The 21,687-nt window shown below is 54.7% G+C and carries 15 protein-coding genes and 2 rRNA genes; 11 read left to right on the top strand and 6 right to left on the bottom strand.

The features are described 5' to 3' along the window. Positions 1-40 precede the first annotated feature (40 nt). From proX to emrB, 5 genes are all read left to right on the top strand, one after another. Positions 41-1,039: a glycine betaine/L-proline ABC transporter substrate-binding protein ProX gene (gene proX / locus PAGR_RS05375; protein WP_014605195.1), complete on the top strand. Its 999-nt coding sequence runs from the start codon at positions 41-43 to the stop codon at positions 1,037-1,039. A gap of 146 nt (positions 1,040-1,185) precedes the next feature. After that, a complete protein-coding gene (locus PAGR_RS05370; RefSeq protein ID WP_014605194.1) occupies positions 1,186-2,385 on the top strand; it encodes an MFS transporter in 1,200 nt (399 codons plus the stop codon). A 270-nt stretch (positions 2,386-2,655) separates the two neighbouring features. Further along, positions 2,656-3,186: a transcriptional repressor MprA gene (gene mprA / locus PAGR_RS05365; RefSeq protein ID WP_014594402.1), complete on the top strand. Its 531-nt coding sequence runs from the start codon at positions 2,656-2,658 to the stop codon at positions 3,184-3,186. Positions 3,187-3,334: 148 nt separating this feature from the next. Further along, positions 3,335-4,507: a multidrug efflux MFS transporter periplasmic adaptor subunit EmrA gene (emrA, locus tag PAGR_RS05360; protein ID WP_013026870.1), complete on the top strand. Its 1,173-nt coding sequence runs from the start codon at positions 3,335-3,337 to the stop codon at positions 4,505-4,507. Positions 4,508-4,523: 16 nt separating this feature from the next. Continuing rightward, on the top strand, positions 4,524-6,059 hold the full coding sequence (gene emrB / locus PAGR_RS05355) for a multidrug efflux MFS transporter permease subunit EmrB (RefSeq protein ID WP_013026871.1): 1,536 nt from the start codon (positions 4,524-4,526) through the stop codon (positions 6,057-6,059). Positions 6,060-6,110: 51 nt separating this feature from the next. On the opposite strand, the gene PAGR_RS05350 is transcribed toward emrB, so the two are convergent. Beyond that, a complete protein-coding gene (locus tag PAGR_RS05350; protein WP_014605193.1) occupies positions 6,111-7,163 on the bottom strand; it encodes an NAD(P)-dependent alcohol dehydrogenase in 1,053 nt (350 codons plus the stop codon). A 112-nt stretch (positions 7,164-7,275) separates the two neighbouring features. On the opposite strand from PAGR_RS05350, the gene PAGR_RS05345 reads away from it, so the two are divergent. Beyond that, on the top strand, positions 7,276-7,683 hold the full coding sequence (locus tag PAGR_RS05345) for a winged helix-turn-helix transcriptional regulator (RefSeq protein WP_014605192.1): 408 nt from the start codon (positions 7,276-7,278) through the stop codon (positions 7,681-7,683). Positions 7,684-7,766: 83 nt separating this feature from the next. On the opposite strand, the gene PAGR_RS05340 is transcribed toward PAGR_RS05345, so the two are convergent. Beyond that, a complete protein-coding gene (locus tag PAGR_RS05340; RefSeq protein ID WP_014605191.1) occupies positions 7,767-8,885 on the bottom strand; it encodes a tRNA/rRNA methyltransferase in 1,119 nt (372 codons plus the stop codon). A gap of 159 nt (positions 8,886-9,044) precedes the next feature. Between PAGR_RS05340 and trxC the strand changes: the two genes are divergently transcribed. From trxC to pssA, 4 genes are all read left to right on the top strand, one after another. After that, positions 9,045-9,464, top strand: a complete 420-nt coding sequence (trxC, locus tag PAGR_RS05335) for a thioredoxin TrxC (RefSeq protein WP_013026875.1) — start codon at positions 9,045-9,047, stop codon at positions 9,462-9,464. 82 nt (positions 9,465-9,546) lie between these two features. Next, a complete protein-coding gene (locus PAGR_RS05330) occupies positions 9,547-10,227 on the top strand; it encodes a tRNA-uridine aminocarboxypropyltransferase (protein WP_014605190.1) in 681 nt (226 codons plus the stop codon). 108 nt (positions 10,228-10,335) lie between these two features. After that, positions 10,336-13,011, top strand: coding sequence for a bifunctional acetate--CoA ligase family protein/GNAT family N-acetyltransferase (locus PAGR_RS05325; protein ID WP_044042294.1), 2,676 nt, complete (start codon positions 10,336-10,338; stop codon positions 13,009-13,011). 99 nt (positions 13,012-13,110) lie between these two features. Next, positions 13,111-14,466 carry a CDP-diacylglycerol--serine O-phosphatidyltransferase gene (gene pssA / locus PAGR_RS05320; RefSeq protein ID WP_014605188.1) on the top strand — a complete coding sequence of 452 codons (1,356 nt, stop codon included), beginning with the start codon at positions 13,111-13,113 and terminating at the stop codon, positions 14,464-14,466. Between the two features lie 44 nt (positions 14,467-14,510). On the opposite strand, the gene PAGR_RS05315 is transcribed toward pssA, so the two are convergent. Next, positions 14,511-15,806 carry an MFS family transporter gene (locus PAGR_RS05315; protein ID WP_049792145.1) on the bottom strand — a complete coding sequence of 432 codons (1,296 nt, stop codon included), beginning with the start codon at positions 15,804-15,806 and terminating at the stop codon, positions 14,511-14,513. A gap of 236 nt (positions 15,807-16,042) precedes the next feature. After that, complete coding sequence (locus PAGR_RS05310) at positions 16,043-17,110, bottom strand: zinc-dependent alcohol dehydrogenase family protein (protein ID WP_202799413.1); 1,068 nt, start codon at positions 17,108-17,110, stop codon at positions 16,043-16,045. A gap of 106 nt (positions 17,111-17,216) precedes the next feature. Here PAGR_RS05310 and PAGR_RS05305 point away from each other — a divergent pair, with 106 nt between their 5' ends. After that, positions 17,217-17,678: an Lrp/AsnC family transcriptional regulator gene (locus PAGR_RS05305; RefSeq protein ID WP_014605185.1), complete on the top strand. Its 462-nt coding sequence runs from the start codon at positions 17,217-17,219 to the stop codon at positions 17,676-17,678. A gap of 583 nt (positions 17,679-18,261) precedes the next feature. Here PAGR_RS05305 and rrf read toward each other — a convergent pair. Next, a 5S ribosomal RNA gene (gene rrf / locus PAGR_RS05300) occupies positions 18,262-18,377 on the bottom strand. A 228-nt stretch (positions 18,378-18,605) separates the two neighbouring features. Beyond that, positions 18,606-21,512: ribosomal RNA gene (locus PAGR_RS05295) — 23S ribosomal RNA — on the bottom strand. Positions 21,513-21,687: the final 175 nt, after the last annotated feature.

Here is a 21,687-nt window from a genome sequence, read left to right as displayed (position 1 = left end):
ACTGCCGCCGTTATCGCGACAATAAAAACGAGGAATAATCATGCGCAAGACGCTCCCTGCTGCCGTTGCCATTCTGGCCACTTTCTCTGCTTCTCACGCTTTCGCGGCCGATCTGCCGGGTAAAGGCATCACGGTGAAACCGGTACAAAGTACGATTGCCGAAGAGACTTTTCAGACGCTGCTCGTGAGCCGGGGCCTGGAGAAGCTGGGCTATACCGTTGAGAAACCGAGCGAAGTGGATTACAACGTCGCCTATACCACCATCGCCTCGGGTGATGCGACCTTCCTGGCAACCAACTGGCGGCCACTGCATGACGATATGTATAAAGCCGCAGGCGGGAGCCAGGTGTTTTATCGCGAGGGAACCTATGTTTCCGGCGCGGCTCAGGGCTATCTCATCGATAAAAAAACGGCTGAAAAGTATCACATCACCAATATCGCCCAGTTGAAAGATCCCAAGATTGCCAGGCTTTTCGACAGCAATGGCGATGGCAAAGCGGATATGACCGGCTGTACGCCTGGCTGGGGCTGCGAGGCGGTCATTAACCACCAAAACACAGCTTATGGCCTGAGCAACACCGTCACCGCCAACATGGGCAACTATTCGGCGATGATCGCGGATACTCTGGCGCGCTTTAAACAGGGAAAACCTGTCCTTTACTACACCTGGACGCCTTACTGGCTGAGTGATGTGCTTAAACCGGGCCGCGACGTGGTCTGGCTGCAGGTGCCATTCTCTTCATTGCCGGGCGAACAGAAAGGCGTGGATACCAAACTGGCTAACGGCGCGAACTATGGCTTCCCGGTCAACACGATGCACATAGTGGCCAACAAAGCCTGGGCGGAAAAAAATCCCGCCGCCGCGAAACTGTTTGCTGAGATGACACTGCCGATTGGTGATATCAATGCGGAAAATGCCGCCATGCACGCAGGGCAAAATTCTGAAGAGGATATCAATCGCCACGTAGACGGTTGGATCAAGGGCCATCAGGCCCAGTTTGATAAGTGGATTAACGACGCGCGCGCCGCGACTCAATAAGGCTCGGCAGGCAGACGAAGGGCGGACACCTGTCTGCCCTTTTTCCGTTATGACTGATTAACAGGCGCATGACATAAACATAGCTCTCAAATAATTTTTTAGGTTATTATTAACGCCACTTTATTAATATTTACCTCTGCCTCCCTATGACAACATCTCGCCCTGGTTTAACGTCTGCACTGGTGGGACTGATGTCCGTTGCCACTGGCCTCTGTGTTGCCAGCAATTATTATATTCAGCCACTGCTTCATACCATTGCCCAACACTTTGACCTGTCGGTGGCGCTCGCGGGGTTCATTGTGACCAGCGCACAGCTTGGCTATGCCTGTGGGCTGCTGTTGCTGGTCCCGCTTGGCGATATGCTGGAACGGCGCGACCTGATAGTGGGCATGATGGTGCTGGCGGCGGCGGGCATGGTGATCATTGCTCTCTCCTCCTCATTTCCCTTTCTGCTGTTAGGCACGGTGATCACCGGACTCTTTTCGGTGGCGGCCCAGATTCTGGTGCCGCTGGCCGCGACGCTGGCAGAGCCGGAAAAGCGGGGCAACGTTACCGGCACGGTCATGAGCGGCTTGCTGCTGGGCATCCTGCTGGCGCGAACCGTTGCGGGCGGCCTGGCGCAGTTAGGTGGCTGGCAAACCGTATACTGGGTCGCCAGCGTATTTATGCTGCTGATGGCGATTGCGCTGTGGCGCACGCTGCCGCGCATCACACCTTCTGTTTCATTGAATTATCCGCAATTGCTGATTTCCCTATTTCGGCTGTATGCCGCCGATCCTGTGCTGCGCACCCGTTCCGTTACCGGCTGTCTTACCTTTGCGAATTTCAGCATCCTGTGGACATCAATGGCATTTCTGCTCTCTGCCACGCCTTACGGTTTCTCGGAAGGAGAAATCGGGTTACTGGGACTGGTCGGCGCCGCCGGGGCACTGGCAGCCAGGAAAGCTGGCTCGCTGGCGGACAGAGGTCATGCCAAACTCACCACCAGCGCAGGCTTGCTGCTGATGTTGCTGTCCTGGGCGGCCATTGCCTGGGGCGCGCAGCAGCTTGTGGCGCTGATTGTCGGCATCTTAGTGCTGGATCTGGCGGTTCAGGCCGTGCACATCACCAATCAAAGCGTGATATACGCACGCCAGCCTGAGGCACGAAACCGACTGAATGCCGGTTATATGACCAGCTACTTTATTGGCGGTGCGCTAGGCTCATTGCTGTCGGCCAATGCCTACCATTTCGCGGGCTGGTATGGCGTCTGCGCGGCCGGTGCGACACTGACTTGCCTGAATTTACTGATCTGGTGGCGGAATCATCGCCAGGAACAAACGAATAGCCAGAATAGTGTGATTTAGCCTGTTCAGCGGAGTGTGAGTTTGCTATCGTTGGCCCAAAGTTATTCACGCCAGTTATTTTTTCTTTTGCAATCATTTGATGTCGTACCGTTTCACTGTACGACCAACGCGTATGAAATCGATGCGCAAAACCTTTACCCTGGGGTCAAGGACAGATCTTGAACTACCACAGTGCGACAGCCTGAGGATGACCTGTTAAGGCCAGAAGACTCAGCAATGACGCTGCCACCGTGGTGATTATAAAAGTTGAAATTAGTGAGGTTTTTTCTGATGGAAAGTTCGTTTACGCCCATTGAGCAAATGTTAAATATCCGTGCCAATCGTCACACGGATTTCCCCTTCCAGGAAATTCTCCTGACGCGCCTTTGCATGCATATGCAGGGTAAATTGCTGGACAATCGCAACAAAATGCTTAAAGAACAGGGCATTAATGAAACCCTGTTTATGGCGTTACTGACGCTGGATGCGCAGGAAGACCAGAGCATTCAGCCTTCTGAGCTGAGCACCGCCCTGGGTTCCTCACGGACTAATGCCACGCGCATTGCCGATGAGCTGGAAAAACGGGGCTGGATTGAACGTCGTGAAAGCGCGCAGGATCGCCGCTGCCTGCATCTGCATCTGACCGACAAAGGTAATGCATTTCTGCAGCAGGTGCTGCCGCCTCAACATCAGAGCCTGCAATACCTGTGGTCTTCACTGACCGGTGATGAGAAGTCACAGTTGGAAAACATCACCCGCAAGCTGCTTACCCGTCTGGATAAGATGGAAGAAGATAAACTAACTGCTTCCCTGTCGCGGTAATAGCAAGATCTGCGACACAATCACCTGACGAAATCGTTATTTTAACCCTCTTTTATCCGGCCAGCGCTTAGTCGCTGGCTTTTTTGGCTCGGGCGATGGTGAAAACGGAGTTTAACCCGCCGATTAAGTGGAAAACGTGGAGAAATAAATGAGTGCATCAGAGGCGCAAAGCCCGCATCAGCCAGTAAATAACAAGAAGAAAAAGCGCAAAGGCGCGCTGCTATTACTGGCGCTGGTCGTCGTACTGCTTGGCATTGCGTGGGGCGTTTACTGGTACCTGGTGCTACGCCACTATCAGGAAACGGACGATGCTTACGTTGCCGGTAACCAGGTGCAGGTGATGGCCCAGGTCTCAGGCAGCGTCAATAAAGTCTGGTTTGATGATACCGATTTTGTCAAAAAAGGGGATGTGCTGGTATCGCTGGATAAAACCGACGCACAGCAGGCGTTTGAAAAAGCCCAGACCGGGCTGGCGACCAGCGTGCGCCAGGTACATCAGGAGATGATCAACGCGAAACAGTATCAGGCCACCATTGCGCTCCGTCAGACCGCGTTAGATCAGGCGCAGGCCGACCTGAAACGCCGCGAGCCGCTGGGCGCCTCTAACCTGATTGGGCGTGAAGAGCTGCAACATGCACGCGATGCCGTGGCTTCAGCGAAAGCGGAGCTGGATGTGGCGGTTCAGCAGTATAACGCGAACCAGGCGATGATCCTGAATACCTCTCTGGAAAACCAGCCTGCCGTGAAGCAGAGTGCGGCACAGCTGCGTGATGCCTGGCTGGCACTTCAACGTACTGACATTCGCAGCCCAATGGATGGCTATGTCTCGCGCCGCAGCGTGCAGGTTGGCTCGCAAATCAATACCAGTACGCCGCTGATGGCGGTGGTGCCTGCAACCGACTTGTGGGTAGACGCTAACTTCAAAGAGACCCAACTGGCTGGCGTGCGTATCGGCCAACCGGCAACCGTTGTGGCGGACATCTACGGTGACGATGTGGTTTACCACGGTAAAGTTGTCGGTCTGGACATGGGAACCGGAAGCGCGTTCTCCCTGCTGCCGGCGCAAAACGCCACCGGTAACTGGATCAAAGTGGTTCAACGTCTGCCGGTCCGTATTGAGTTGAATCAGGACGAAGTGGCTAAACATCCTCTGCGTATCGGGCTGTCAACATTGGTAGAAATTGATACCGATAATAAAGACGGCAGCGCACTGGCTACCAGCGTTCGTCAGCAGGCTGCCTACAGCAGCAACGCCCTGGCCATTGACCTTGCACCGGTTGATAAGCTGATTACCGATATCGTCCACGCGAACGCCGGATGATCACCCGGAGGCTGTAATGGCACAAGCACCGCTTAAAGGGATGCCGCTGGTCTTAATGACCATTGCGCTCTCCCTGGCGACGTTCATGCAGGTTCTGGATTCCACCATTGCGAACGTTGCTATACCGACCATTGCGGGTAACCTGGGGGCCTCAAACTCCCAGGGGACCTGGGTCATCACGTCTTTCGGGGTGGCAAACGCCATCTCGATTCCGATAACGGGTTGGCTGGCCAAACGCATCGGTGAAGTCAAACTCTTTACCTGGTCGACCATCCTGTTTGCGCTGGCTTCCTGGGCCTGCGGCATGTCCGAAAGCCTGGAAATGCTGATTTTCTTCAGGATAATTCAGGGGATCGTTGCAGGTCCGTTGATCCCGCTGTCGCAAAGCCTGCTGCTGAATAATTATCCGCCTGCAAAACGCAGTATCGCCCTGTCACTCTGGGCGATGACGGTGATTGTGGCCCCCATATGTGGCCCCATTCTCGGCGGCTGGATCAGTGATAACTATCACTGGGGCTGGATCTTCTTTATCAACGTGCCGATTGGTGTTGTGGTCATCATGCTCACGCTGCAAACCCTGCGTGGTCGTGAAACCGCTACCCAGATCCGCCCCATTGATACCGTTGGCCTGGTGCTGCTGGTGGTCGGGGTTGGCTCGTTGCAGGTGATGCTGGATCGCGGTAAAGAGCTGGACTGGTTTAGCTCAACAGAAATTATTGTGCTGACGATTGTCGCGGTGCTGGCGCTGGTGATGCTGTTGATTTGGGAGCTGACAGACGATCACCCGATAGTCGATCTGTCGCTGTTTAAATCGCGCAACTTCACCATAGGCTGCTTATCCATTAGCCTTGCCTACATGCTCTATTTTGGGTCGATCGTTCTCTTGCCGCAGTTGCTGCAGGAGGTCTACGGTTATACCGCGACCTGGGCAGGGCTGGCCTCAGCGCCGGTCGGGATTATCCCGGTTATCCTGTCGCCCATCATTGGTCGGTTCTCCCATAAGCTTGATATGCGGAAACTGGTCACCTTCAGTTTCATCATGTATGCCATTTGTTTCTACTGGCGCGCTTACACGTTTGAACCGGGCATGGACTTTGGCGCGTCGGCCTGGCCACAGTTTATTCAGGGCTTCGCGGTCGCCTGCTTCTTTATGCCACTTACCACAATTACGCTGTCGGGTTTGACACCCGACCGGATGGCGGCGGCATCCAGTTTGTCGAACTTCGTGCGTACGCTGGCGGGTTCGATAGGGACGTCGATCACCACCACGATGTGGACGGATCGTGAGGCAATGCACCACAGTAATCTCAGCGAATCGGTGACGCCTTATAACGTTAATGCGCAGCAGATGTACAGTCAGCTTGAGGGGATGGGCATGACGCATCAGCAGGCCTCAGCGTACATCGCTCAGCAGATCACCAATCAGGGATTGATCATTTCCGCCAACGAGATTTTTTGGGCGTCGGCGGGCGTCTTTCTGGTGCTGTTGGTGCTGATCTGGTTTGCCCGTCCGCCCTTTACCGCCGGTGGCGGTGGTGGTGGCGCGCACTAGACGAACGCGATGGGGTTCTGGCGTGGAAGTCACGCCCGCCAGAACCCGTTTTTACGCCCAGCGCGTCGCTTTCATATCCATCACGAACCGGTATTTCACGTCACCTTTTAGCATTCGCGTAAAGGCTTCTTCGACCTGCTCTCCACGAATCATCTCAATGTCTGCGGTGATGTTGTTGTCGCCGCAGAAATCCAGCATCTCCTGGGTTTCTTTAATGCTGCCGATGGACGAGCCGCTGATGCTTAAACGACGGAACACCATTGGCGTCACGTTCGGTGAAGCGTGCGGACTGTCGGGAATGCCCACCAGCACCAGGCGGCCATTGGTTTTGAGCGTCGCCAGATAAGGGTCAAGATCGTGCGGGGCCGCCGCGCAGTCAACGATAAGATCCAGCGCGTTCTGGCTGGCCTGCATAGCCTGAGCATCGCGTGATACCACCACATGACGGGCACCGAGACGGCGGGCATCCGCGGCTTTGTCAGCCGACGTGGTGAAAAGCGTCACCTCAGCTCCCAGCGCACTCGCCAGCTTCACCGCCATGTGGCCTAACCCACCCAGGCCAATCACGCCAACCTTATCGCCCGTTTTCACGTTAAAATGGCGCAGCGGTGACCAGACAGTGACGCCCGCGCACAGCAACGGCGCAACACCGGCCAACGGCAGGTGCTGTGGCACCGAAACCACGAAGTCCTGATCGACCACCACGTGCTCAGCATAGCCGCCTCGGGTAGATTCACCGGTGTATTTATCCGTACCGTTATAGGTCGCAGTGAAACCGGCTTCACAATATTGTTCTTCCTGCTGCTGACAGAAATGACAGGTGCGGCAGGAATCCACCATCACGCCCACGCCAACAATATCACCCGGCGTAAATCGGGTGGCAGCGCTACCGGTTTCGCTCACCCGTCCAACGATTTCGTGTCCTGGCACCAGGGGATAATGGCTTACCGCCCATTCGTTGCGTGCCATATGCAAATCTGAGTGGCAAACGCCACAGTAAAGGATTTCTATCCGGACATCCTGCGGTTGAAGCGGACGCAGCGCGATCTGGCCGGCGGTAAGGGGCTGGGTCGCATCGTGCGCGATCAGTGCATTAATTTTCATGGTGCCTCTCATAGTGACTGGCTTTTGATAACGGAGGGCGGCAAACTCTACTTAAATAGTGCCATTATTGATAGTAGTTACCATTTGGTGACCATAAAGGAGGGAGAAGACGATGCCTGCCTGGGTAGAGGGTAAACTGGTTTTTTATGTGGATTCACCGCCGCGCCGACTCATGGATCTTTTTTCTGCCAAGTGGAATCCGATGGTGCTGCATGCGCTGTATCACTGGCCGGGAGGCCGCGCACGCACGGGCGAGTTGCAGCGAAGTTTGCAGGGGATATCAAAAAAGATGTTGTTTCAGACGCTGAAGGAGCTGGAGCAGCGCGGATTGATCACCCGCCATGTTTACGACGTGATCCCACCCAAAGTCGACTATGCGTTAACGGCGCTGGGCCAGACCTTCGCGGAACCGGTAGAGCAGCTGTATCAATGGGGGCTGGATAATCAACGGGCGCTTGATGAGATGGACGAACATGTTGATCAGGCTACGTCCGACTCCGGGGATGGTAAGGCGGGGTAACGGGCTGGCGGAGCATCTTTCACGCCCCGCCGGGAACACTGAACCTGTATGGCACGTTTCACGGCACCATACATCAGCTAACATCAGGCGTTCTGACGCCACCATTCGGCCAGCAGAACGCCGGTAGCGACGGAGACGTTCAGACTTTCCACGTTGCCGGTGCCGCCAATCGACACGCTCATATCGCCCTGCTGGAACGTGCTGTCAGACAAGCCTTCACGCTCCTGACCCAGCACCAGTACCATTTTGGCCGGTAGCACCGCGTCAGACAGGGATGTGCCCTGATGGCTCGAGGTCGTCACGATGGTGTAACCCGCTTTGCGGAAGGCTTCGAGGCCTTCATTAAAGGTTGCGCCGCTGATAGCCTGAACGTGTTCAGCGCCGCCTTCCGCCGTGCGAACCGCTGCACCGGATTCCAGCAGCGAGGCATCGTTAACCAGCAGACCTTTCACACCAAAGTGCGCGCAGCTGCGCATGATCGCGCCAAGGTTATGGGGATTGCTGACATCTTCAAGCGCCAGTACACAGTCTTTGCTTTCGGCCTTGTTAAGCCATTCTGCTACGTCCATGCCCATGCGTTTCTTGATCAGGAAGCAGACGCCGCCGTGGTGTTCAGTACCGGAAGCTTTGGTGATCTCTGCGTCATCGACCACGTGGTAGGCTTTGCGGTTAGCCGCCAGCCAGCGCAGCGCATCGCGGAAACGTGGCGTCACGCTTTGCACAAACCAGGCGCGAACGATGCATTCAGGACGGCTCTGGAACAGCGCCTGACAGGCGTTTTCACCGTAAACGCGGGTTTCTTCCAGACGCTGGCGACGAATCTGCTCAACGTCAACCACGCCTTTACCGCTGATCCCTGGGTTTTCCGGTTTGTTGTCTTCCACGACCGGCGCGCGGGAGACGGTACGCCATGGGGAATCACTGCTACCGTAAGCATCACGATTGTCGCTGCCGCGATCGTTGCGGCGCGGTGCGCTGTCACTGCGGCGTGGCACGCTATCGCTGCGACGGCCTGTACCGCGACCGCCTTCTTCACTACGCTCAGTGCGCGGGCCGGATGAACGACGATTGTCTTCACGGCGAGCAGCAGGACGGCCACCTTTGCCTGTACGAGGATTCGGCGCGCGCGCGCTTTGCTCATCTTCGCCACGCACATACATGACTTTGACCTTACCACTTTTGCCTTTAAATTCGTCGTTCATTTCTTCCTCCTGCATTGAGAGCGCGAAGATTACCTGATGTGACTGCGCTTAGCTATCAACTATTGTACCTATAGAGCAATCCACATTGAGACGATCTTACCACCCTTTCATAATGGACAATATTGAGCAAAGTGCTCTAGTTCATTATCAGAGGTTTATATGAATACGGTATGCACGTCTTGTCAGGCAACCAATCGCGTTCCCGAAGAACGGCTTGCCGATGGTGCCAAATGTGGTCGTTGCGGCGAAAGCCTGTTCTCTGGCGAGGTCATCAACGCCACCGCCGCCACGCTGGACAGCTATCTGCAGGACGATCTGCCGGTCGTGGTGGACTTTTGGGCGCCATGGTGCGGCCCCTGCGTTAATTTTGCCCCGGTGTTTAAAGACGTCGCACAGGAGCGCAGCGGCAAGGTGCGCTTCATTAAAGTGAATACGGAGGCCGAACCGGCGCTGAGCAGTCGCTTCCGCATTCGCAGCATTCCCACCATTATGGTCTTTAAGAAAGGTGAGATGGTGGACATGCTAAACGGGGCCATGCCGAAAGCGCCCTTCAACGAGTGGCTCGACGAATCCCTGTAAGCGCAAAAGGCCAGCCCGTGCTGGCCTTTTCCCTTTGTCCGACGCTTCGATTACACTACGCTTTTTCCTGTCCTGAATAATCATGTCTGAAAATGCCGTTTTGCGTTTACGTGCCCAACGTCTGGCCCGCGCCACACGTCCCTTTCTGGCGCGTGGGAACCGTGTGCTTCGTTGCCAGGGATGTCTGTTGCCGGAAAAACACTGTCTGTGCGCCAGCATTCGTGTGCAGTCTGCCCGCAGTCGCTTTTGTCTGGTGATGTTTGATACCGAACCGATGAAGCCAAGTAATACGGGCCGGTTGATCGCCGACGTCTTGCCAGATACCCAGGCCTTTGGCTGGTCACGCACCGAGCCCGATCCTTTACTGCTGCAGGCCGTGGCCAGTGAGGCTTATCAGCCCCTGGTGGTTTTCCCTGCATCTTACGCCGATGAAGGTCGCCAGATTGTGCATTCGCCGCCGCTGTCAGGTAAACCGCCGCTGTTTATCATGCTGGATGGTACCTGGAATGAAGCCCGCAAGATGTTTCGTAAAAGCCCCTGGCTTGACCGCTTTCCGGTGATCTCGCTCAACGTCACCGCGCCGTCCCGCTACAGGCTGCGCGAAGCGCATGGCGAAGGTCAGCACTGCACCGCAGAGATTGCCGCGGCGCTGCTGCACCAGGCCGGCGACCGTGCGGCTGGCGAGGCATTGACCCTGCACTTTGAGCAGTTCCGTCAGGCCTATCTTGCCGGTAAGCCGCATCATCCCGACCAGGAGAAGTAACACTCGCCCTGGCAGGCCGCTTGTCATTATTCAGGCTGGGATCTGCCCGACGGTAAAAAAGCCCAAAAGCGTTTACACTCCCCTAAATGCCGACGAATGGAGAAGGTGATGAGTCAACGTGGACTGGAAGCGCTGTTAAGACCAAAATCAATTGCGGTAATCGGCGCCTCGGTCAAGCCGGGACGGGCAGGCTATTTTATGATGCGTAATCTGCTGGCGGGCGGCTTTAGCGGCCCGGTGTTGCCGGTGACGCCAAAATATAAAGCCGTTAGCGGCGTGCTGGCCTGGCCTGATATTCACAGTTTGCCCTTCGCCCCCGACCTGGCGGTGATCTGTACCCATCACAAAAGAAATCTGGGGCTGTTACAAGAGCTCGGCGAGAAAGGCTGTAAAGCCTGCATCATCCTCTCCGCCCCCGCCAGTCAGCTCGCCGAGTTAAAAGCCTGCGCCAGCCGCTGGCAGATCCGATTGTTAGGCCCAAACAGTCTGGGATTGCTGGCCCCGTGGCAGGGGCTTAACGCCAGCTTTTCTCCTGTTCCCATCGCCAAAGGCCGTATTGCGTTCATATCGCAGTCATCAGCCGTCTCCAACACCATTCTTGACTGGGCGCAGCAACGTAACCTGGGGTTTTCATGGTTTATCGCCTTAGGCGACAGCCTGGATACCGACGTGGACGATCTGCTGGATTTTCTGGCCCGTGACGGCAAAACCAGCGCGATTCTGCTTTATCTTGAACACCTTAGCGATGCCCGACGGTTTGTCTCGGCCTCCCGTAGCGCATCCCGTAACAAACCTATTTTGATTATCAAAAGCGGCCGCAGTCGCCAGGCACAGGCGCTGCTTGGTACGCACAGCGGTCTCGATGCCGCCTGGGATGCGGCGATCCAGCGTGCGGGCTTGTTACGGGTGCAGGATACGCACGAGCTGTTCACCGCAGTTGAGTCCCTGAGCCATATGCGTCCACCACGCGGGCACCGGCTGATGATTATCAGCAATGGCGCGGCTCCCGCCGCGCTGGCGTTAGATGAACTCTATGCCCGCAACGGTAAGCTCGCCACGCTGGGCGAGCAAACGATAGAGCAGCTTAGTGCCGTTCTGCCGGAGGGCGTCGGGCACGGCAATCCGGTCGATTTAAAGGACGATGCAACGCCGGAACGCTATCTGGCCTGCCTGGCCGTCCTGCTCGACAGCCATGATTTAGATGCCCTGATGATTATTCATGCCCCCAGCGCTGTTGCCCCGGCGACCGAAACCGCAGAGAAAATCATTCAGCTTATTCATCAGCATCCGCGCGGAAAACAGCTCACGCTGTTGACCAACTGGTGCGGCGAATTCTCCTCTCAGGCAGCGCGCCGTGCTTTTACTCAGGCCGGCATTCCCACCTGGCGAACGCCGGAGGGCACCGTCACCGCCTTTATGCATCAGGTTGAATACCGGCGTAACCAGAAATTGTTGCGGGAAACCCCCGCCCTGCCGGTAAACCTGACCCAGGACAGCGCTCAGGCCCACCAGTTGCTGTCTCAGGCGCTGGATAAGGGCATCCTGTCGCTGGATACGCACGAAGTGCAGCCCGTTCTTAAAGCTTACGGCCTCGCGACGTTACCCACCTGGATAGCAAAAGACAGTGAGGACGCCGTCACGATTGCTGAACAAACCGGCTATCCGGTCGCGCTGAAGCTCCGTTCGCCCGATGTGGCGCATAAGTCCGAAGTGCAGGGCGTAATGCTCTACCTGCGTAACGCCGCCGAAGTTAAACGCGCGGCGGACGCGATTATTGACCGGGTCAGGCAGACGCTGCCGCACGCGCGTATTGAAGGACTGGTGGTGCAGAGCATGGCGAACCGGGCTGGTGCCCAGGAGCTGCGGATTGTGGTGGAGCAGGATGCGCTGTTTGGCCCTATCATCATGCTGGGTGAAGGCGGTGTAGAGTGGCAGGCAGAGAAACAGGCTGCGGTTGCTTTGCCGCCGCTGAATATGACCCTGGCGCGCTATCTGGTGATCCAGGCAATAAAAAGCGGCAAGGTCCGCAGCCGAAGTGCCTTGATTCCGCTTGATGTAGCTGGCCTGAGCCAACTGCTGGTGCAGGTCTCTAACCTGGTGGTAGATTGCCCGGAAATACAACGGCTGGATATTCATCCACTGCTGGCGGCAGGTAGCGATTTCACCTTACTGGACGTTACGCTGACGCTTGCGCCTTTTGACGGTGATAACGAAACGCGTCTGGCCATCCGACCCTATCCTCAGCACCTGGAAGAACAGGTCGAGTTGAAGGACGGCCAGCACTGCTTATTCCGCCCTATCCTGCCGGAAGATGAACCGCTGCTGCGTGACTTTATCAGCCAGGTGACGAAAGAAGATCTCTACTACCGCTACTTTAGCGAAATTAATGAATTCACCCATGACGATTTGGCCAATATGACGCAGATTGACTACGACCGGGAGATGGCGATTGTCGCCGTTCGGCAGCATCAGGGGCAGCCGGAGATCATTGGTGTAACCCGCGCGATTTCGGATGCAGACAACGTTGATGCCGAGTTTTCGGTACTGGTGCGCTCCGATCTTAAAGGGCTGGGGATGGGAAGACGTTTACTGGAAAAAATGATCCGTTACACCCGCGCGCATGGCCTGCAACAACTGAACGGCATTACCATGCCCGGCAACCGCGGCATGGTGACGCTGGCGAAAAAACTCAACTTTGACGTGGATGTCCAAATGGACGATGGCATCGTCAGTCTTAAGCTTTTGTTACAGGATAATGTCAGTTTGCCGTGTAGAGAAAAGTAAAAATCGCCCAGTTCGTCGTGGTTGATGTTATTATTTAGCGTTATGACCCTGATTTGGTGGCAAAAGGCCATACAATGAACCGAGAAGAAGTGCACTGTGATGTTGTCTAAATTTAAACGCAATAAACACCAACAACACCTCGCACAGCTGCCTAAACTGTCACAATCTGTTGCGGATGTGTCGACGCTTTATTCGCCCGCCGAATTTCGTGAGACGCTTTTGGAAAAGATTGCGTCAGCGCAATCGCGCATTTGTATCGTCGCACTCTATCTGGAAAATGACGATGCGGGCCGCGCCGTCATGAATGCACTGTATGCTGCGAAACTCGCTCGCCCACAGCTCGACATCAGTATTTTAGTCGACTGGCACCGTGCCCAACGTGGTCGCATTGGTGCTGCACGAGGCGTGACTAATGCCGACTGGTATTGTGAGATGGCCCAACAGCATCCCGATCACGTCATTCCTGTCTACGGCATTCCGGTTAATACTCGCGAGGCACTCGGGGTACTGCATCTGAAAGGCTTCATCATTGATGATACGCTGCTCTACAGCGGGGCCAGCCTGAATGACGTTTACCTGCATCAGCACGATAAATACCGCTACGATCGCTACCAGCTCATTCGTAATCCCGCGCTGGCCGATACCATGTTCGAATGGATCAACCACCATTTAAAAGACGCCGAGGCCGTCAATCGCCTGGACTATGCTGAGCGTCCTTCCAGTCCGGAAATTAAAAATGAAACGCGTCAGTTTCGTCAGGACCTGCGCGGGTTCAACTATCAGTTTGAAGGCAACGCCGGCAACGATGAACTCACTGTGACGCCACTGGTCGGCCTGGGCAAGCGTAGCCTGCTGAACAAGACCATTTTCCATTTGATGCCCTGCGCTGAAAAGAAGCTCACCATCTGCACGCCCTATTTCAACCTGCCTGCGCTGCTGGTGCGCAATATCATTGGCCTGCTACGTCAGGGTCGTGACGTTGAGATCATCGTGGGTGATAAAACAGCGAATGACTTCTATATCGCACCCGATCAGCCATTTAAGATCATCGGTGCACTGCCCTACCTCTACGAAATTAACCTGCGTCGCTTTTTAAGCCGGCTGCAGTACTACGTTAGCAACGGGCAGCTGACCGTACGTTTATGGAAAGACGGTGAAAACAGCTATCACCTGAAAGGAATGTGGGTCGACGATGAGTGGCAGCTCATTACAGGCAACAATCTTAATCCCCGCGCCTGGCGGCTGGATCTCGAGAATGCGGTACTGATCCACGATCCGCATCAGCAGTTGGCCGAACAACGACAGCATGAGCTGATGCTTATCCGTCAACATACCACGGTCGTTGGACACTTTCGCGAGCTGGAGAGCATCGCTGACTACCCGGCGAAAGTGCGTAAGCTGATTCGCCGTCTACGCCGTATTCGTATTGACCGCCTCATCAGCCGCATACTGTAAATCCTCAGAATGCCGCAGCCTGCCTGCGGCACTCCTTTCCTCTGCTACAGCTTAATTCCTTTCCCATGCCGGTGGAGCAGCAGCGAAACCAGAAACGCCAGCGCGCCCATCGCAGACACGTACCAGAAGAAGGTGGTTTCCATCCCTTTGTGCTTCATCAGTAACGCCACGTACTCTGCAGACCCACCGAAGATCGCATTCGCCACCGCATAAGACAGCCCGACGCCCAGGGCTCGCACCTGCGGCGGAAACATCTCAGCTTTCAGAATCCCACTGATCGAGGTGTAAAAGCTGGTAATAAGCAGTGCCAGCATAATCAGAACAAATGCCATGCCCGGACCCTGTACGTTTTGCAGCAGGGTAAGGATGGGTACGGTACAGATTGCTGCACCGGCACCGAAAATCATCATGGACGTGCGTCGGCCTATTTTATCCGACAAACCGCCAATAACGGGCTGCAGCAGCATATAGACGAAGAGCACACCAGTCATCAATGCACTGGCGGTTTTCGCATCCATACCAGAGGTATTTACCAGATACTTTTGCATGTAGGTTGTAAAGGTGTAAAAGCTCAACGAACCGCCCGCCGTAAAGCCCAGCACCATCAGGAAGGGTTTGGTGTGATTACGTAACAGGCCAATGACGCTACCGGCATCCCGATGCTCACGGCTCTGTTTATCGGAGGTTTCGTCCAGAGAGCGGCGCAGCCATAACGCCACCACGGCCAGCGCAGCGCCTAAAAAGAACGGGATGCGCCAGCCCCATGTGCGTAGCTCCTGATCGGTTAAGATGAACTGCAGCACCACCACCGTCAGCACAGCGGCTAACTGCCCACCAATTAAGGTGACGTATTGAAAGGAGGCATAAAAGCCTTTGCGCCCTTCCAGGGCCACTTCACTCATATAGGTTGCACTTGTGCCGTACTCCCCGCCCACCGACAGCCCCTGGAACATACGAGCCAGTAACAGCAGGGCTGGCGCGGCTATCCCAATGCTGTTGTAACCCGGCAGACAGGCGATGACCAGCGATCCGAAACACATCATACAGACAGAAATCAGCATGGATTTTTTTCGCCCGTGGCGGTCACCAATATAGCCAAATAACCATCCGCCAATCGGCCTCATTAAAAAGCCTGCGGCAAACACGCCTGCCGTCTGGAGTAACTGGGTTGTCGTATCCCCTTGCGGAAAGAAGATATGGGCAAAGTAGAGTGAGAAAAACGAGTACACATAAAAGTCGAACCATTCGACGAGATTACCTGAGGATGCACCTACTATGGCCCAGATACGTTTTTTTCTGTCGAGCAACTGCGATTGTGGATTTTTGATCACATCTGACATGCTATGCCTCGGCTCCATGCTGATAAGCAGCGTTAAAGCGTTGAGTAAAGCATGGACGGGAATAAAACGGAAAGAGGTGTTGGTTCTGGATGACAAAATGTGACTTATGTTGTTAATTTGCTGTAACAACTGAAAGTGTCAGACCACCGCGCCAGCCCGCTACGGATATCAAAAACGACCGACCTTTCTCTACAACATGTGTACGAGCAGTGCAGACAGGCCGGTGTTTTAGTGCATCAGAACGTCGTGACTACCGTGACGCCCCGTGATTCAAACTTATCCATATTGATTAACGCTTCTATGGATTGCTCGAGGCTGATGGTACGGCCAATGAGCTTTTGAGGACAGAGTTTACCGGTGGCGATCATGTTCATCATGTCGCCGTAACGATGAGCCTGCATGCCGTGACTGCCAATAATCTCCAGTTCGTTAGCAATAACGCTGGCCATTGGAATGGGGGGGGCACTGTGTTCGCCCGCCATCAGGCCTATCTGGATGTGCCTGCCTCTTTTTCTTAAGGAATGAATGGAGTTCACGCAGGTCACAGTATGACCCAGCGCATCCAGTGACACATGTGCTCCGCCTTGGGTGATTTCTCTGATCGCTTCCGCCACATTGTGCACGCGAGCGCCATTTACTACGGCAACTGCACCCAAATCACGGGCCAGCTGCAGCTTTTCATCCGAAATATCCACCGCCACCACGTTTGCCCCGAGCGCATTCGCGATCATGATGGCGGAAAGTCCCACACCGCCACAGCCGTGCACGGCAAGCCACTGTCCTGCCGACGTTCTTCCCTGATCGACCACTGCCCTGAACGAGGTAATAAAACGGCACCCGAGACTGGCTGCGGTAGTGAAGTTCAGCGTGTCCGGCAGTGCGATAAGGTTTAAGTCGGCCTGCTGTATCGCTACGTATTCGGCGAACGATCCCCAGTGCGTGAAGCCAGGCTGGAACTGATGGTCACAGACCTGCTGATTACCGGTATGACATTCGTGACAAAAGCCGCACCCCGATACGAAGGGTACCGTGACATTATCGCCCGGCCGCCATTTAGTCACCGCGTTGCCAACGGCTTCAATTGTGCCTGCGAATTCGTGTCCCGGCACATGAGGCAGAGGAATATCGGGATCGTGCCCGACCCAGCCGTGCCAGTCACTTCGGCAAACACCGGTGGCTTTGACCCGAATCACAACGCCGTGCGGCTCGGGAGTAGGGTCCGGGACCGTTTGCAGCATCGGCGGCGACAGAAATGACTCGTATATCACTGCTTTCATCAGTAAACCCTCATCGTAGGCGTTCATAAAATTATACCTTTCGATCCGGAAATTACTTTTCATCTGTTGCAGGTGGATAATTATTTATGAAATTATCCTTCATCAAATATGCGATGGTTGAGTGGATATTTCAGTGAGTCTTCTTGATAAGAAAGATCTGGCGCTGCTACGTTACCTGCAGCAGGATGGCAGGGTATCGAGTCTTAAACTTTCACAGGATTTGGATGTTAGCCCGGCTTCTGCATGGCGACGTCTGAAACGGCTTGAGGATGAGGCGTTTATTGAGGGTTATCAGGCGGTGGTTAACCGCAGAAAAGTGGGCTTTGGCGTGATGGCATTTGTCCGTCTGGTCTGTAGCCAGCACAGTGAAGCGGCAACGCGGGATTTTGAAGACAGGATCAATGCCAATCCCTATGTGCTTTCCTGCCACAACATTACCGGTGAAGCTGATTTCCTTTTACAGGTCGTGGCGCGCGACTTAGACCATTACAGTCTTTTTATCGAAAAGGAACTGCGTAAATTACCGGGGATACTGAGTATTAATTCTTCGATTTCACTCAGAGAAGTAAAGAAAACGCATCCGCTACCGGTTTAACGGTGTCACGATTTTGCAGGATGCAATGCAAAGTTGCTTTTCACTCGTTCTACCCTTCATAGCTGGGTAGTCGGTAAATTCCTTGTTGCCTGATTAATGATGTCGGTTAAAAAAACAGCTATTGCATTGTGCTGGATCTCAAACAGAGAAGGAATGCGGTGGATTGCGGTCAGGTACTCGCGGCTTTTGTAGCGATGGCGTTTGTTGTATCACGATGATCAGGCGGTTCGTCGTCTTTGGGCAGGGGGTGCAGGTATATGACGCCGGGCGCGGCATGCCATTCGGCTTTCTCACGCGCCATTTTATCCCGATCCGGCGGTTTTAATGACGCGGAAGGCGCTCGCGCGGTCCCGGCCGTGTAGGACAGCCGGCCTGACGACCCGCTTTTCACCGGTTACGCACGTAAAAAAGCCCTGAACGTCAGTTCAGGGCTTCTTTACTTGTTTGATGCCTGGCAGTTTATGAATCACGCTGTGATTCACCCTTCGGGCCGCTGCCTCGCAGCGTTCAAAAGCGTTCGCTTTTGTCCTACTCTACTGAGTAGTGAACTGCCCGAAGTTACGTGCAGGTCGTTCAATTTGATGCCTGGCAGTTCCCTACTCTCGCATGGGGAGACCCCACACTACCATCGGCGCTACGGCGTTTCACTTCTGAGTTCGGCATGGGGTCAGGTGGGACCACCGCGCTAAAGCCGCCAGGCAAATTCTTTGTGCTCCGTCCTGCGTCTTTCACGCTGCTGCCGCGTTGGCTTCCCTCGCGCCGCTCAGTCACATACCTCAGTATGCTCCTTCACCCCGTCTCGGTTGCCGCCTTGCACTCAGCGCAAAATCCTTCGGACTCACGTCCGCAGAACAGAACTAAATTCTTTATCCGGTAAACAATGCTGAAAATTCAATCGTCTCTCAACCAAAACGCCTCTGGCGTTGTAAGGTTAAGCCTCACGGGTCATTAGTACCGGTAAGCTCAACGCATCGCTGCGCTTACACACCCGGCCTATCAACGTCGTCGTCTTCAACGTCCCTTCAGGAGCCTTAAAGGCTCAGGGAGAACTCATCTCGGGGCAAGTTTCGTGCTTAGATGCTTTCAGCACTTATCTTTTCCGCACTTAGCTACCGGGCAGTGCCACTGGCGTGACAACCCGGACACCAGCGGTGCGTTCACTCCGGTCCTCTCGTACTAGGAGCAACCCCCCTCAATTCTCCAGCGCCCACGGCAGATAGGGACCGAACTGTCTCACGACGTTCTAAACCCAGCTCGCGTACCACTTTAAACGGCGAACAGCCGTACCCTTGGGACCTACTTCAGCCCCAGGATGTGATGAGCCGACATCGAGGTGCCAAACACCGCCGTCGATATGAACTCTTGGGCGGTATCAGCCTGTTATCCCCGGAGTACCTTTTATCCGTTGAGCGATGGCCCTTCCATTCAGAACCACCGGATCACTATGACCTGCTTTCGCACCTGCTCGAGCCGTCACTCTCGCAGTCAAGCTGGCTTATGCCATTGCACTAACCTCCTGATGTCCGACCAGGATTAGCCAACCTTCGTGCTCCTCCGTTACGCTTTGGGAGGAGACCGCCCCAGTCAAACTACCCACCAGACACTGTCCGCAGCCCGGATTACGGGCCTACGTTAGAACACCAAACATTAAAGGGTGGTATTTCAAGGCCGGCTCCACGCAGACTGGCGTCCACGCTTCAAAGCCTCCCACCTATCCTACACATCAAGGCTCAGTGTTCAGTGTCAAGCTGTAGTAAAGGTTCACGGGGTCTTTCCGTCTTGCCGCGGGTACACTGCATCTTCACAGCGATTTCAATTTCACTGAGTCTCGGGTGGAGACAGCCTGGCCATCATTACGCCATTCGTGCAGGTCGGAACTTACCCGACAAGGAATTTCGCTACCTTAGGACCGTTATAGTTACGGCCGCCGTTTACCGGGGCTTCGATCAAGAGCTTCTCCTTGCGGATAACCCCATCAATTAACCTTCCGGCACCGGGCAGGCGTCACACCGTATACGTCCACTTTCGTGTTTGCACAGTGCTGTGTTTTTAATAAACAGTTGCAGCCAGCTGGTATCTTCGACTGGCTTCAGCTCCGGGAGCAAGTCCCTTCACCTACGCGCCAGCGTGCCTTCTCCCGAAGTTACAGCACCATTTTGCCTAGTTCCTTCACCCGAGTTCTCTCAAGCGCCTTGGTATTCTCTACCTGACCACCTGTGTCGGTTTGGGGTACGATTTTGTGTTACCTGATGCTTAGAGGCTTTTCCTGGAAGCAGGGCATTTATCACTTCAGCACCGTAGTGCCTCGTCGTCACGCCTCAGTGTAAAGTGAACCGGATTTGCCTGGAACACACACCTACACGCTTAAACCGGGACAACCGTCGCCCGGCTGATATAGCCTTCTCCGTCCCCCCTTCGCAGTAACACCAAGTACAGGAATATTAACCTGTTTCCCATCGACTACGCCTTTCGGCCTCGCCTTAGGGGTCGACTCACCCTGCTCCGATTAACGTTGAACAGGAACCCTTGGTCTTCCGGCGACAAGGTTTTTCACCTTGTTTATCGTTACTTATGTCAGCATTCGCACTTCTGATACCTCCAGCATGCCTCACAGCACACCTTCGACGGCTTACAGAACGCTCCCCTACCCAACAACACATAGTGTCGCTGCCGCAGCTTCGGTGCATGGTTTAGCCCCGTTACATCTTCCGCGCAGGCCGACTCGACCAGTGAGCTATTACGCTTTCTTTAAATGATGGCTGCTTCTAAGCCAACATCCTGGCTGTCTGGGCCTTCCCACATCGTTTCCCACTTAACCATGACTTTGGGACCTTAGCTGGCGGTCTGGGTTGTTTCCCTCTTCACGACGGACGTTAGCACCCGCCGTGTGTCTCCCGTGATAACATTCTCCGGTATTCGCAGTTTGCATCGGGTTGGTAAGCCGGGATGGCCCCCTAGCCGAAACAGTGCTCTACCCCCGGAGATGAGTTCACGAGGCGCTACCTAAATAGCTTTCGGGGAGAACCAGCTATCTCCCGGTTTGATTGGCCTTTCACCCCCAGCCACAGGTCATCCGCTAATTTTTCAACATTAGTCGGTTCGGTCCTCCAGTTAGTGTTACCCAACCTTCAACCTGCCCATGGCTAGATCACCGGGTTTCGGGTCTATACCCTGCAACTTAACGCCCAGTTAAGACTCGGTTTCCCTGCGGCTCCCCTATACGGTTAACCTTGCTACAGAATATAAGTCGCTGACCCATTATACAAAAGGTACGCAGTCACCCCCATAAAGAAGGCTCCCACTGCTTGTACGTACACGGTTTCAGGTTCTGTTTCACTCCCCTCGCCGGGGTTCTTTTCGCCTTTCCCTCACGGTACTGGTTCACTATCGGTCAGTCAGGAGTATTTAGCCTTGGAGGATGGTCCCCCCATATTCAGACAGGATACCACGTGTCCCGCCTTACTCATCGAACTCACAGCCTGTGCACCTTTGTGTACGGGAGTATCACCCTGTACCCTGCGACTTTCCAGACGCTTCCACTGATGCACAAGCTGGTGATGGTTCTGGGCTCCTCCCCGTTCGCTCGCCGCTACTGGGGGAATCTCGGTTGATTTCTTTTCCTCGGGGTACTTAGATGTTTCAGTTCCCCCGGTTCGCCTCATACAGCTATGTATTCACTGCATGATAGTGTGTCGGAACACACTGGGTTTCCCCATTCGGGTATCGCCGGTTGTAGCGGTTCATATCACCTTACCGGCGCTTATCGCAGATTAGCACGCCCTTCATCGCCTCTGACTGCCAGGGCATCCACCGTGTACGCTTAGTCGCTTAACCTCACAACCCACAGGCGTTTATCTGTTTTACCGTAACGGCTTCACAGTTAGCTTGTAAGCTGTAAGCTTTTGAGAGACTCGAACGCGTTGTACTGTGTTCCTTATTACGGAGGAACACGACAATGCGTCGTTTCAAATTTTCAGCTTGTTCCGGATTGTTAAAGAGCAGAATACTT

The organism is Pantoea ananatis PA13 (assembly GCF_000233595.1).
Taxonomy (GTDB): Bacteria; Pseudomonadota; Gammaproteobacteria; order Enterobacterales; family Enterobacteriaceae; genus Pantoea; species Pantoea ananatis.
This window is presented reverse-complemented; position numbering and strand designations above follow the sequence as displayed.